Origin of the sequence: Streptomyces profundus, from assembly GCF_020740535.1 — a bacterium.
In the GTDB taxonomy this organism is placed as follows: Bacteria; Actinomycetota; Actinomycetes; order Streptomycetales; family Streptomycetaceae; genus Streptomyces; species Streptomyces profundus.
The window spans coordinates 830,272-842,650 of record NZ_CP082362.1 but is presented as its reverse complement, the minus strand read 5'-3'; the positions used below and the strand labels follow the sequence as shown (position 1 = coordinate 842,650).

Below are 12,379 nucleotides of genomic sequence, written 5' to 3'. Positions count from 1 at the left end.
GGGGACGAGGGGGACGAGGGGAGAGTGGCACGTGGCGGCGAACGAGACCACGCCCGTCACGGCGGGCACCCGTCGACGGCTCGACCTGGTGGGCGACTGCGCCGCCTGTCACGGCCTGTGCTGTGTCGCGCTGCCCTTCGCCGCCTCCGCCGACTTCGCCCACAGCAAGGACGCCGGTCACCCCTGCCCCCGGCTGGGCGCCGACTCCCGCTGCGGGATCCACGCGAACCTCCGGGGAAGCGGCTACGCGGGCTGCGCGGTCTTCGACTGCTTCGGCGCCGGGCAGCGGATCTCCCAGCACACCTTCGGCGGCCGGAGCTGGCGCGACGACCCGGGGACCGCGCGCCTGATGTTCGCCGTCTTCCCCGTGCAACGGCAACTCCACGAGCTGCTCTGGTATCTGACCCAGGCCGAGGAGCTGCCCGCCGCGCGCCCGCTGCGCCCCGCGCTGAACGAGGCGCTGGCCGCCACCGAACGCCTGGCCGCCGCCGAGGCGGAGACGCTGCTTGGCCTTGACGTGGCCGCGCACCGGGCCGAGGTCAACACGCTGCTGCTGCGCGCCAGCGAACTGGCCAGGGCCGGGCAGCCGGCCCAGCGGCGGTACGCCAGGGGCGCCGATCTGGTCGGCGCCCGGCTGCGCCGGGCGGATCTGCGCGGCGCCAACCTGCGGGGCGCGCTGCTGATCGCGGCCGACCTGCGCCAGGCCGACCTCGGCCTGGCCGATCTGATCGGCGCCGACCTCAGGGACGCCGACCTGCGCGGCGCCCGGCTCGCCGGCGCGCTCTTCGTCACCCGGCCCCAACTCGACGCCGCGCGGGGAGACGCCGACACCACCATCCCCGACGGGCTCGCCCGCCCCGCCCACTGGACCGGCGGCTCGCGCCCCCGGCCCCGCAGGGGCCGCTGACCCGCCCGCGTCGCGAGGGCCCTGGTGCGCTGCTCAGGGCGAGGCCGCCACCCGGCGGAACCGCTCCGGCAGCGGCTCACGCGCCGAGGGCGCCACGGGCGTCAGCGACCGCTCAGCAGCGCGGGCAGCTTGCGCATGTCGTCGAAGACGGTGGTGTCGGGCCCGGCGAGCCAGTCGGCCGGGGTGAGGCCACCCGCGTAGCCGAAGGCGTACATGCCGGCGGCGCGGGCCGCGCGCACCCCGTACTGGCTGTCCTCGACCACCGCGCAGCGCGCCGGATCGACCCCCATCCGCGCCGCCGCGTGCAGGAACAGATCCGGCTCCGGCTTGCCCCTGGCCACCTCGCCGGCGCTGAAGATCCGGCCGTCGAACCGCTCGCGGAGCCCGGTGCGGCCCAGCGTGTGGCGCATCTTCTCGTGACTGCCGCTGGAGGCGATGCAGTTCAGCGGCACGGTCAGCGCGTCCAGCGCCTCCGTCACGCCGTCCACCTCGGTCAACTCCGTGTCGATGAGAAGGGCGAGGCGCCGCTGGTACTCCTCGCCCCAGCGGGCGGCCTTCTCCGCGCCGAGGCGCTCGGCTATCTGCTCCTGGACCGCCCGCTCGGAGCGGCCGAGGAAGCGGTCGACGACCTCGCCCTCGGTCAGCGGCCAGCCCAGCTCGGCCCCCAGGTCGAGACAGACCCGGAGGGCGAGCGGCTCGCTGTCCACCAGCACGCCGTCACAGTCGAAGATCACAAGGTCGAAGGGGATAGCCACGCTTGGCACCCTAACCTGTTGGGGTGACAGGGAGCGGAGCGGTCGTCCTGCTGAGCGGCCCACCCGGAGCGGGCAAGAGCACCGTCGCGCGGTCGCTGACCGAGGCGCCGGGCGAGCCCGGCAGCGCCTGGCTGCACGCGGACGACTTCTGGGCGGTGCTCGGGGACGACGCCGTGCCGCCGTATCTGCCGGCGGCGCGGCACCAGAACGAGGTGGTGGTCGGCGTGCTGGCGCGGGCGGCGGCCGGCTATGCCGCCGGTGGCTATCTGACGGTGGTCGACGGCGTGATCGGCCCGTGGTTCGTCGAGCCCTTCCGGGCCGAGACCGTCCGAGCGCTCGGCGAGACGCCGCACTATGTGGTGTTGCGCCCGGATCGGGAGACCACCCTGGAACGGGGAACGAGCAGGCGCGATCATCCGCTGACCGATCCTGGCCCGATCGAGGAGATGTATCGACAGTTCGCCGATCTCGGTCGCTATGAGCACCACGTTCTGGACAGCACGGGGCAGCCCCAGGGCGTCACCGCCGACGCGGTGCGCGCCGCGCTGGCCACCGGGCGCTGCCGCCTGCCGGCGCCCGAAGCCGGCTGACTCCGAGCTGACTTTGACGGGCCGTCAGGCGCTCAGGGGGACCACCGCGCGGTGGTCGAGGCGACCACCCTGGGTGGCTGGTCCGGGTGGCCGTACCAGGACGGCGGCCCCACGGCCGCCGCCCCGAACCGGCGGCGGATCCGGTCCGCCACCGCCTCGGCGGCCCTGGCGCGGTCGTCTCCCGAGTCCAGGGAGAGCTGACGATGGGCGGTGTCGGCGGGCCGCAGCTCCTCGGCGCGGACGGTGAAGCCGCGCACCCGGGCGCGTTGCAGCCCGAGCCCCGCCAGCAGCCCAAGGGCGGCCGACGCGAGGGCGGGGGAGTGCCCGGTCGGCTCCGCCAGCCGGTGGGCGCGGGTGCTGGTGGAACGGTCGGCGTACCGCACCGTGAGGGTGACGCGGCCGGCGACCTGGCCGGCGCCGCGCAGCCGGTGACCGAGGTGCTCGACGAGCCCCAGCACCGAGCGGTGCTGCCGCTCCGGATCGAGGCAGTCCCGCTCCAGCGCGAGCTCGGCGGTCAGCCGCGCGGCCGGTTCGTCGGGGACGACCGGACGGGGGTCGTGGCCGTGGGCGCGTTCGGTCAACAGCCGTGCCCGGCCGACGCCGAGGAGACGTTGCAGGGTCGCCGCCGGCAGGTCGGCGATCTGGCCGATGGTGTGCAGCCCGTATCTGCCCAGGGTGGTCGCCATGGACCGGCCGACCTCGGGCAGCGCGGTGACCGGACGGGGGCGCAGCCAGGCGGTGGCCCGTTCGGCGGGGACCCAGACGGTGTGTCCCGGCGCGGCCGTGTCGGCCGCCATGGCCGCCAGCATGCGGTTGCCGGCGAGCCCGGCGCCGGCGTCGACGCCGTGCAGGGCCTTCAGGCGCAGCTGCGCCAACTGGACGACGTGGTAGGGGGACAGGTCGAAGTAGCGGAGCGCCGACGTCAGGTCGAGCTGGACGGCGTCCGGCGGGACGGCCTTGACATGCGGGGTGATCCCGGACAGCACGTCGACGATGTCGGCGTACCGTTCCCCGTCGGTCTCGGCGTCGGTGTCGGTGTCGGGCGCGGTCAGGGCGAGGTGGGCGATATGCCGCTGACGTGAACGCGGCCGTGGGTCCGTCCGGCGTTCCCCGGTCATCCGGCGCTCCCCGGGCTGGTGTGGCCGAACTTTCGCAGGTCGATCGAGGGGCTGCCGGCGGGCCGCAGATCGGCGTACGGGTGCAGCCTGGCCCCCGCGGTGCCGTCGGTCAGGGTGCGCCCCGGCTGGGCGGGCGTCGGGTGGGGCCGGTCGGCGCCGAGGAGGGCGAGCGCGGCCTCGGGGCCGTCGTCCCTGCGGGCGGCGGCGATCCGTTCGAGGTCCCAGGCCATGGTGCCCACCACGGTGCGGCGGGTGCCGCGCACCTGGACCGTGCCCCGGACCAGCAGCAGCCCGCTGTGGAAGACGGTGTGCGCGCAGGCCGGGTGGGAGTCCTCGAAGAACGCCAGGTCGACCAGCCCTGAGCCGTCCTCAAGGGTGACGAAGATGATGCGTCTGCCGCTGGCGATCGGCGGGGTCTGGGTCGAGGCGCGCGCGCCGGCGACGAGGACCCGTTGGCCGGGGCGCAGCTCCGCCAGATGCGCCGCGTCGGTCGCGCCGATCTCCCGCAGCAGCCGGTGGTGGTGCTCCATCAGATGCTGCGAGACGTCGATGCCCAGGGTGCCGAGTTCGGCGCCGAGCGCCTCCCTGCCGGTCATCTCGGGCAGGCCGCTCGGCCCGCCCCCGCCCGGGGCGCCGGCATCGAGCGGCAGCTGCCCCGGGCCCGCGGTCCTGGCGCGGGCGGCCCGGTGGAGTTCGGCGATCTCCAGCAGCAGGTCCCGCCGGGTGCGGCGCCCGTCGTGGAGCGTGCCCAACGCGCCGACCTCGGCGAGGCGTTCGGCGACCGGCCGGCTGGGCCGCGCCCGCTGCCAGAAGTCAGACAGCGAGTCATAGGGCTGCCCCTCCTCGATCCGCGCGCACTCCTCCTCGCCGATGCCGTGCACCGAGGCCAGCGCGAGCCGCACCCCCCACGGCCCCTCGTCGGTTCGCTCCACGGCGTGCCGGACCCCGGACCTGTTGACGTCGACGGGGAGGACCCGCACGCCGCGGCGGCGGGCGTCGGCGACCAGGACACGCTTGGGCCACATGCCCGGGTCGTGTTCCAGGAGACCGGCCAGCAGGAACGCCGGGTGGTGCGCCTTGAGCCAGGCGCTCTGCAACGCGGGCACGGCGAAGGCGACCGCGTGGGCCCGGCAGAAGCCGTAGGCGCCGAAGGACTCGACGGTCTTCCACACCTCGTCCCTGACCGCCGCCGAGTAGCCGCGCTCGCCCGCCGTGCGGTGGAACCAGTCCCTGATCCCCGGCAGCCGCTCCCGGTCCCCGAGCGCGCGCCTGGCGACCTCGGCCAGCGCGCGGTCGCAGCCGGTCAGCACCGACAGCGTCTCGATGACCTGCTCGTGCCAGATGGTCACCCCGTAGGTGTCGGCGAGCACCGGTTCGAGGTCCCGGTGGGCGTAGGCCGGCGCGCCGCCGTGCCGGGCGGCGACATACCGCTCGGGCATCCCGCCGGCGACGGGGCCCGGCCGGAAGAGGCTGATGTCCGCGATGACGTCCTGCGGATCGCGCGGCTTGAGCCGGGAGAGCAGGTCCTGCTGGCCAGGCGATTCGAGCTGGAAGAGACCGAGGGTCTCGCTCTCCTGGATGAGCTTGAACGCGAAGGGGTCGTCGAGCGGTACCTGCCGCGGATCGTCCAGGTCGACGCGGTCGCCCGTGGCCCGTTCCAGCTCGGCGACGGCGTGGGCCATGGCCGACTGCATCCGGACGCCCAGGACGTCGAGCTTGATGTTGCCCAGCTTCTCGATCTCCTCCTTCGCCGCCATCGCCATGGGGTAGTCGCCCTGCGGGGTCGGCCGCACGGGCAGCCGGTCCAGCAGCTTCGCGTCGCTGATCACCACGCCGCAGGGGTGCATGGCCATGCCGTGGACCAGGGAGTCGAGGCCCTCGGCGAGCTCCCACAGCGGCCCGTATCTGTCCTTCTCGGCGGCCAGCTCCCGCAGTTCGGGCAGCTCGGCGAGCGCCCCCGAGATGTCGGACGCCCGCAGGTGCGGGAAGCTCTTGGCGATCCGGTCGACGTCCGCCGGCGGGATGCCGAGGGCGAGCCCGGTGTCCCGCAGCGCCCGGCGGGCGCGGTAGGTCTCGGGCATCGCGGTGACCGCGACCCGCTCCGGGCCGAACCGTTCGAAGATCGCGTCGTAGCACTCCAACCGTCTGGCGGACTCCACGTCGATGTCGATATCGGGCAGCGACGCGCGGCGTTCGCTCAGAAAGCGTTCGAACAGCAGCCGGTGGTCGAGAGGGTTCGCGGTCGCGATGTCCAGGGCGTGGCAGACCAGCGACCCCGCCCCTGAGCCCCGGGCGGCGACCCGGATGCCCTTGGCCCGGATATCGGCCACCACCTGGCCGACGGCGAGGAAGTACGCGTCGTAGCCCAGTCGGGAGATCACGCCGAGTTCCGCTTCGAGCCGGTCGCGGGCGGCCGGGTCCCGGCCCAGCCCCCGGCGGGCCAGCCCCTCCTCGGTCCGCTGCCGCAGCATCCTGGCGGTGCCGCCGGGGCCCGGGTCGGCGCCGAGCGCCTCGGGCTCCGGGAGGTGCGGCCGGCCGAGCCCCAGATCGGCCGCCGGGTCGACGACGCAGGCGGCGGCCGTGGCGGCCGTGTCCGCCAGCAGCCGGTGGGCCCGCCGGGCGTCGGCGCCCGCGCACTCGGCGATCAGGCGCGCGACCTCCGCCATCTCCCGCTCGCTCTTGAGCCAGCGCTGTCCGCTGTCCAGCCGGCGCCGGTCGACGGGCCGCAGCAGCCGTGCGGCGTCCAGGACGTCGGCGAGGCGGTGCTGTTCCCGGTCGGCGTAGCGGACGGCGTTGGAGAGCACGGCGGTGGTGTGGGTGCGGTCGGCCAGCGCCAGGGTGCGGGCGGCCAGCCGCAGCGATCCGGGCCCGGTGCCGAGGCGGTGGTGCGCGACGGCCTCCAGCCTGATCCCGTCGCCGAAGATCTCCCGCCAGGGCGCCAGCAGCCTCACCGCGACGTCCTCCCGGCCCACCGTCAGCGCGCGCACCGGCTCCGAGACCGGGCCGAGCAGCACGGTCAGCCCGGGGCCGCCGTGTTCGCGCAGCGCCCGCCAGGGCACCACGGGCGCCCCGCCGGCCGAGGTGCCATGGGCGGCCGAGGTGATCCGGCAGAGCCGGGCCCACCCCGTCCGGTCCCTGGCGAGCAGCGTGAACCGCAGCGGCGGCTCCCCGACATGGGCACCCCCGCGCGCCGGGGTGCGGGGCCGGCGGGCCGCGGGCGGCGGGGGCGCGCTGGCCTCCACCGCGAGTTCGACGCCGAAGACCGGACGTATCCCGTGCTCGGCACAGGACTCGGCGAACCGGACGGCGCCGGTGACGGTGTCCCGGTCGGTGAGCGCGAGCGCCGTCATGCCGCGTTCGCGCGCCCTCAGGACCAGCCGCTCGGGATGGGCGGCGCCGTACCGCGCCGAGTACCCGGACGCGACATGGGTGTGGACGAAGCCCGCCATGCCGCACCTCCCTCGCTCCGCCCCCGTTCCAGCCAGTGACCCAGGCGTTTATCGCACCTCAGTTCGATTACTGTAAACCCTGTCCCTGCTGGTCAGCGACATGGGTCGAACTCATGATCGATAACTTGGGCGGCGGGGAGGGTGGCTGAAAAAGTGCCCCGTCGTCAGCTTCGCGACGGAGTGGTGGAGTTGGCGGACCGGTGTGCGATTCGACGCTGAAACGGGGGAGGCGGGTGGTGCCGAAGTGGCCTGTGAGGAAAATGTGGCCATCTCTTTACCTTGTCGATGTGTGCTCAGGGGTTACCGCTCCGTAATTTGGCAGAGGTTTTCGCGTTGCGATCGGAAACCGCCTACCGATCACTCCAGTTGAGGGGACATCCATGCTGTTACGAATGCGGCGGAAGCGATCAAGACGGCTCCGGGGGGCCCTTCTCTCCGCCCTGCTGATCGCCCCCCTGACCCTGCTGCCGGCCGGCAGCAGCGCCGCGGCGAGCGGCGACGGCGGCTGGAACAAGCGGAACTGCGCGTCCGAGCACGACCGTCCCGTGGTCCTGGTGCACGGCACCGGGGGTAACGCGTGGCTGAGCTGGCTCGGCCTCGCGCCCTATCTGGTGGAGCGCGGGTACTGCGTCTACTCGCTGGACTACGGGCAGATGTCCGGTGTGCCGATCCTGCACGGGCTGGCGCCCATCGAGGGCTCGGCCGCCCAGCTCGCCACGTTCGTCGACGGGGTGCTCGCCACCACGGGGGCCGACGAGGTGGACATCGTCGGCCACTCGCAGGGCGGGATGATGCCGCGCTACTACCTGAAGCACCACGCCGACGGCGCCGACCGGGTCAACGCGCTGATCGCCCTCGCGCCCAGCACCAACGGCACCACGGCCAGCGGGCTGATCGGGCTGCTGGATCTCGTCCCTGGGCTCACCGCGTTCCTGGACGAGCACTCCCCGGTGCTGCTCCAGCAGATGGTCGGCTCGGAGTTCATCACCGGGCTCAACGCGGGCGGCTACACCCTGCCCGGCGTCGAGTACACCGTGATCGGCACCGAGCACGACCAGGTGATCACCCCGTACGAGACGCAGTTCATCGACGAGCCGGGCGTCACCAACGTGTTGCTCCAGGAGCTCTGCCCGGAGAACGAGTCGGGGCACATGGCCCTCGTGCTCGGCGACCGGATGGCCTTCCAGGAGGTGGCCAACGCCCTGGACCCGGCCAACGCCGAGCCCGCCGACTGCCGGCTCCTGTCGGAGTAGCGCCCCGCCGACGGCTGTCGAGGGGCCCCGTCCCGGCGGGGACCTCGGCGGTCTCAGTCCTGGTAGAGGCGCTCCCGATAGCCCGCCCCGTAGTGCTCCTCCAGCGCCTCGATGGGCTCGTCGTGCCGCTCCAGGGCCTTCGAGAACCGCGCCCTGGAGGGCAGTGCCTCGGGCTGCCAGCTCTCCGGCTCCCAGGCGCGGGAGCGCAGAAAAGCCTTGGCGCAGTGGTGGAACACCTCGTCGATCGAGACCACCAGCGCCAGCCGGGGCCGGTTGCCACGCACCACCAGCCGGTCGAAGAACGGCGCCTCGCGCACGATCCGGGCGCGTCCGTTGACCCGCAGGGTGTCCCCCCGGCCCGGCAGCAGGAAGATCAACCCCACCCGCGGGTTGCTCAGGATGTTGCGGAACCCGTCGACCCGTCTGTTGCCGGGGCGTTCGGGGATGACGAGGGTGTGGTCGTCCAACACCAGGGCCAGGCCGGCCGGATCGCCCTTGGGGGAGACGTCGCAGCTGCCGTCGGCGGCCGAGGTGGCGACCAGACAGAGCGGCGAGGCGGCCAACCACGCGCGGTCCAGTGGGTGGAGCGAGGTGCGGACCTTGTCGCGGGTGTAGGGCTTGGGCTCGCCGACCAGCTCGACGAGCTCGGCCTCCGTGGTGACCTCGCGCATGTCCTCCAGGCTCACGGTGCTTCCCCTCTCGGCGCGTCCCTCACTGGTCACGAGCGTACGCCCGGTCGTCCCCGAGGGGTTGGGGCGGGGACGGACGTCTCGGGTGGTGGGACGGCCCAGTTGACAAACTTAGGTGTGCCTAACCTAAATTATCGTGGGGTCGCCGCGCCGGGCCGCGCCGCCAACGTCGGTCCTGGACAACGCCGTTCCCCCTGACAACCCCATTGATCCCGCCCGCCACCGCCGGGCCTCCCCCACGAGACAGCCTCCCCAGACTGCCGCGACACCCGAGACAAGGGACGTCACCGACTCATGAGCATGTCCGGCCACGCAACAACCGTGCCCGTGCCCGCCCCCCTGCTGGAACCCGCCCTGCTGGCCGCCGATCCCGAGGGAATCGCGGAAGTCGGGCGCCTGGTAGGCGAGTTGACCAGTGAAGCCGCCAAAGCGCTGCGCCGCAGAGGCGGGCCGCTGCCGCCCATGACCCCCACCGAGCTGGCCCATGTGGTCGACGGCCAGCTCCCCGAAGGGCCGCTGCCGGCCGAGGGCGGCGGCCGGAACGCGCTGCTCGCCCTGGCCCGCGCCTACGCCACCTACACCGTCGACCTCGCCGACCCCCGCGCCGCCGCGCACCTCCAGCCGCCGGCCCTGGGCGTGGCCACCGCGACCGACGTGCTGGCCTCCGCGTTCAACGCCTCCGTCGACACCTGGGACAGCGGCCCCTACGCGGTCGAGCTGGAGAGCCGGCTGGTGCGCGCCCTGACCGCGCTGGCCGGCTACGGCCCGCGCGCCGACGGGGTGCTCACCCCGGGCGGCACCGCGTCCAACCTCCAGGCCCTGCTGATCGCCAGGGACGCCGCGCTCGGCGCCCGACGCGACGTCAGGCTCCTGGGCCTGGTCGGAGTGGACGTCCAACCAGTCGTCTACTGCTCGGAGTTGGCGCACTTCTCGGTGGCCAGGGCCTGCGCCGTGCTGGGCCTGGGCGAGGACGCGGTGCGCCCGCTCCCCGCCGACGCCGACCGTCGGATGGCCCCCGAGACGCTGGAGCGGGCCCTCGCCGAACGCGCCGAGAACGAGCTGCCCATCGCCGTGGTCGCCACCGCGGGGACCACCGACTACGGCTCCATCGACCCGCTCCCCGAGCTGGCCGCCGTCGCCCGGCGGCACGGGGCGCGGCTGCATGTGGACGCCGCCTACGGGGGCGGCGCGCTCTTCTCCGACCGGCTGCGTCCCCTGCTGAAGGGTCTTGAGGCGGCCGACTCGATCACCATCGACCTGCACAAGACCGCCTGGCAGCCGGCCGCGGCCAGTGTGCTCCTGGTGCGGGAGGGCACCGACCTCACCGCCAGCACCGGGCTGCGGGTCGCCTACCTCAACCCGGACGACGACGGCGCCGCCGGCTACGACGGGCTGCTCGGCCACAGCCTGGCCACCACCCGCAGGGCCGACGCCCTCAAGGTGGTCGCCACCTTCCTGGCGCTGGGCCGACGCGGCGTCGGCGCCCTGCTGGACTCCTGCCACGACCTGGCGCTGCACGCGGCGGACGCCATCAAGGACCACCCGCGCCTGGAGCTGGTCGCCACCCCGGTGCTCACCACCGTGGTCTTCCGCTACCGGCCGGCCGAGGCCAACCGGGCGCACGCCGACGCCATCAACGGCGCGCTCCGCCGCCGGCTGCTGCGCCAGGGCCGCGCCCTGATAGGCCGCACCGACGACCTCGCGGGGACGTCGGAGACCGGTCGGGTGCGGCTGAAACTCACCCTGCTCAACCCGCAGGCGACCAAGGACGACATCCAGGAGCTGCTGGCCGCCGTGGACGCGGCCGGACGAGCCGTGGAGACGGAGGACTACGCGTGAGCGAACCGGAACTCGACCTCGCGGCGGTGGGCATCGGCCCGTTCAACCTCGCCCTGTCGGCGCTGGCCGACGAACTGCCCGAGCTGCGGTTCGCCGCCTTCGACCGGCGCGAGAGCTACGACTGGCATCCCGGGCTGATGTTCGACTGGGCGTCGCTCCAGGTGGGCTTCCTGGCCGATCTGGTCTCGCTGATCCGCCCCACCAGCCGCTGGTCCTTCCTCAACTACCTGGTCGAGCACGACCGGATGTACCCCTTCTACATCGCCGAACGCTTCCATGTGCCGCGCCGCGAGTACGCCGACTACTGCGCCTGGGCCGCCGCCAGGCTGCCCGGCTGCCACTTCGGCACCGAGGTGACCGAGGTGGTCTGGCAGGAGGACCGGGAACGCTGGCGGCTCAGCCTGCGTGACACGGCCACCGGCGTCACCCGCCACCAGCTGGCCCGCCACCTGGTGCTCGGCGTCGGCACCCAGCCGGCGCTCCCCGAACCGCTGCGCCGGCTCGCCGGCGAGCGGGTGTTCCACTCCGGCGAGTACCTGCACCGGATCGACGCGCTGGCCGAGGCGGGCGCCCGCGAGATCACGGTCGTCGGCTCGGGACAGTCGGGCGCCGAGGTCTTCCTCGACCTGCTGCGCCGCCAGCGCGCCGCCGGCTGGGCCGTCAGCTGGCTCACCCGCTCCTGGGGCTTCGCGCCGCTCGACTACTCCAAGCTGGTCCTGGAGTACACCACCCCCGCCTACATGCGGTACTTCAACGCCCTGCCGCCCGAGACCAGGGACCGGCTGATCACCTCCCAGTGGCAGCTCTACAAGGGCATCGACAGCGAGACCATCGACCTGATCCACCAGGAGCTGTACGACCACCTGCTGGACGGCGACCGGCCCCCCGTCACGCTGCTCCCCGCCACCGCGGTCCTGGGCGCCGAGGCGCTGCCGGACGGCGGGGGAGTGCGCCTCACCACCCGGCACGCCGACACCGAACGGGAGGCCACCCGCGACACCGGGGCGGTCGTCGCCGCCACCGGCTACGCCGCCCGCCGCCCCGACTGTCTGGCCCCGGTGGAGAAGCTCATCGCCTGGGACGAGCACGGCCGTTACGACGTCTCCGAGGGGCACCGGGTGGCCACGGCCCCCGAGGTCACCGGCGGGCTCTTCGTGCAGAACGCCGAACTGCACACGCACGGCGCCGCCGCGCCCGACCTGGGCATCGGCGCCTACCGCAGCGCGCTGATCCTGAACGCGGTGACCGGCAGGGAGGTCTTCCGCATCCCGCGCAGCACCGCGTTCCAGACGTTCGGACCCGATCCGGGCCGCTGAGCCCGGCGCCCGTGGACAGGTTCGGAACGCGGCGCTCCGGTGCGGCAGAATCAGCGGGATGAACGGGATGACAGTGCGTATCGACCCCGACTCATCCACGCCGCCCTACGAGCAGCTCTGCGGGCAGGTCTCCGAGCAGGCGCGCGGCGGCACGCTCCCCGTGGGGTTCAGACTCCCGACGGTGCGGGCCCTCGCCGCCGAACTCGGCGTCGCCGCCGGCACCGTGGCCAAGGCGTACCGGACGCTGGAGGCCGACGGCGTGGTGGAGACGAGGGGCCGGCAGGGCACCTTTGTCGCCCCCGCCAGGGCCGCCGCCGCGCGTGAGGCGGCAGCGGCGGCCGAGACCTACGCGCGGCGGGTGCGGCGCCTCGGCCTGGACCGGGACGCCGCCCTGGCCGCCGCGTCCGACGCCGTGCGCGCCGCCTACCAGGCCGACTGACCCGGCCGCCCAGGCCGTCGACCC

The 12,379-nt window shown here is 74.0% G+C and carries 10 protein-coding genes; 6 read left to right on the top strand and 4 right to left on the bottom strand.

Features of this window, described 5'->3' with window-relative positions; genetic code table 11:
- Positions 1–31 precede the first annotated feature (31 nt).
- Positions 32–907: a pentapeptide repeat-containing protein gene (locus K4G22_RS03715; RefSeq protein ID WP_228078223.1), complete on the top strand. Its 876-nt coding sequence runs from the start codon at positions 32–34 to the stop codon at positions 905–907.
- A 101-nt stretch (positions 908–1,008) separates the two neighbouring features.
- Here K4G22_RS03715 and K4G22_RS03710 read toward each other — a convergent pair whose 3' ends face one another.
- Positions 1,009–1,662 (bottom strand): HAD family hydrolase, encoded by a 654-nt coding sequence (locus K4G22_RS03710; protein WP_228078222.1) that lies wholly within the window; start codon positions 1,660–1,662, stop codon positions 1,009–1,011.
- 23 nt (positions 1,663–1,685) lie between these two features.
- Between K4G22_RS03710 and K4G22_RS03705 the strand changes: the two genes are divergently transcribed.
- Positions 1,686–2,252, top strand: coding sequence for an AAA family ATPase (locus K4G22_RS03705; RefSeq protein ID WP_228078221.1), 567 nt, complete (start codon positions 1,686–1,688; stop codon positions 2,250–2,252).
- 32 nt (positions 2,253–2,284) lie between these two features.
- Here K4G22_RS03705 and K4G22_RS03700 read toward each other — a convergent pair whose 3' ends face one another.
- Complete coding sequence (locus K4G22_RS03700; RefSeq protein ID WP_228078220.1) at positions 2,285–3,370, bottom strand: DNA polymerase Y family protein; 1,086 nt, start codon at positions 3,368–3,370, stop codon at positions 2,285–2,287.
- Positions 3,367–6,819 carry a DNA polymerase III subunit alpha gene (locus tag K4G22_RS03695; protein ID WP_228078219.1) on the bottom strand — a complete coding sequence of 1,151 codons (3,453 nt, stop codon included), beginning with the start codon at positions 6,817–6,819 and terminating at the stop codon, positions 3,367–3,369. The genes K4G22_RS03700 and K4G22_RS03695 overlap by 4 nt, the downstream gene beginning before the upstream one ends.
- A gap of 392 nt (positions 6,820–7,211) precedes the next feature.
- Here K4G22_RS03695 and K4G22_RS03690 point away from each other — a divergent pair, with 392 nt between their 5' ends.
- A complete protein-coding gene (locus tag K4G22_RS03690; protein WP_228078218.1) occupies positions 7,212–8,072 on the top strand; it encodes an esterase/lipase family protein in 861 nt (286 codons plus the stop codon).
- Between the two features lie 53 nt (positions 8,073–8,125).
- Here K4G22_RS03690 and K4G22_RS03685 read toward each other — a convergent pair whose 3' ends face one another.
- Positions 8,126–8,743 (bottom strand): pyridoxamine 5'-phosphate oxidase family protein, encoded by a 618-nt coding sequence (locus K4G22_RS03685; RefSeq protein WP_228083933.1) that lies wholly within the window; start codon positions 8,741–8,743, stop codon positions 8,126–8,128.
- A gap of 339 nt (positions 8,744–9,082) precedes the next feature.
- Between K4G22_RS03685 and K4G22_RS03680 the strand changes: the two genes are divergently transcribed.
- From K4G22_RS03680 to K4G22_RS03670, 3 genes are read left to right on the top strand one after another with little or no spacing between them, the layout of a single operon-like run.
- Positions 9,083–10,600, top strand: coding sequence for a pyridoxal phosphate-dependent decarboxylase family protein (locus tag K4G22_RS03680; RefSeq protein WP_228078217.1), 1,518 nt, complete (start codon positions 9,083–9,085; stop codon positions 10,598–10,600).
- Positions 10,597–11,916, top strand: a complete 1,320-nt coding sequence (locus K4G22_RS03675; RefSeq protein WP_228078216.1) for a lysine N(6)-hydroxylase/L-ornithine N(5)-oxygenase family protein — start codon at positions 10,597–10,599, stop codon at positions 11,914–11,916. The genes K4G22_RS03680 and K4G22_RS03675 overlap by 4 nt, the downstream gene beginning before the upstream one ends.
- Before the next feature lie 58 nt (positions 11,917–11,974).
- A complete protein-coding gene (locus tag K4G22_RS03670; RefSeq protein ID WP_425336594.1) occupies positions 11,975–12,355 on the top strand; it encodes a GntR family transcriptional regulator in 381 nt (126 codons plus the stop codon).
- The last annotated feature ends 24 nt before the right edge of the window (positions 12,356–12,379 follow it).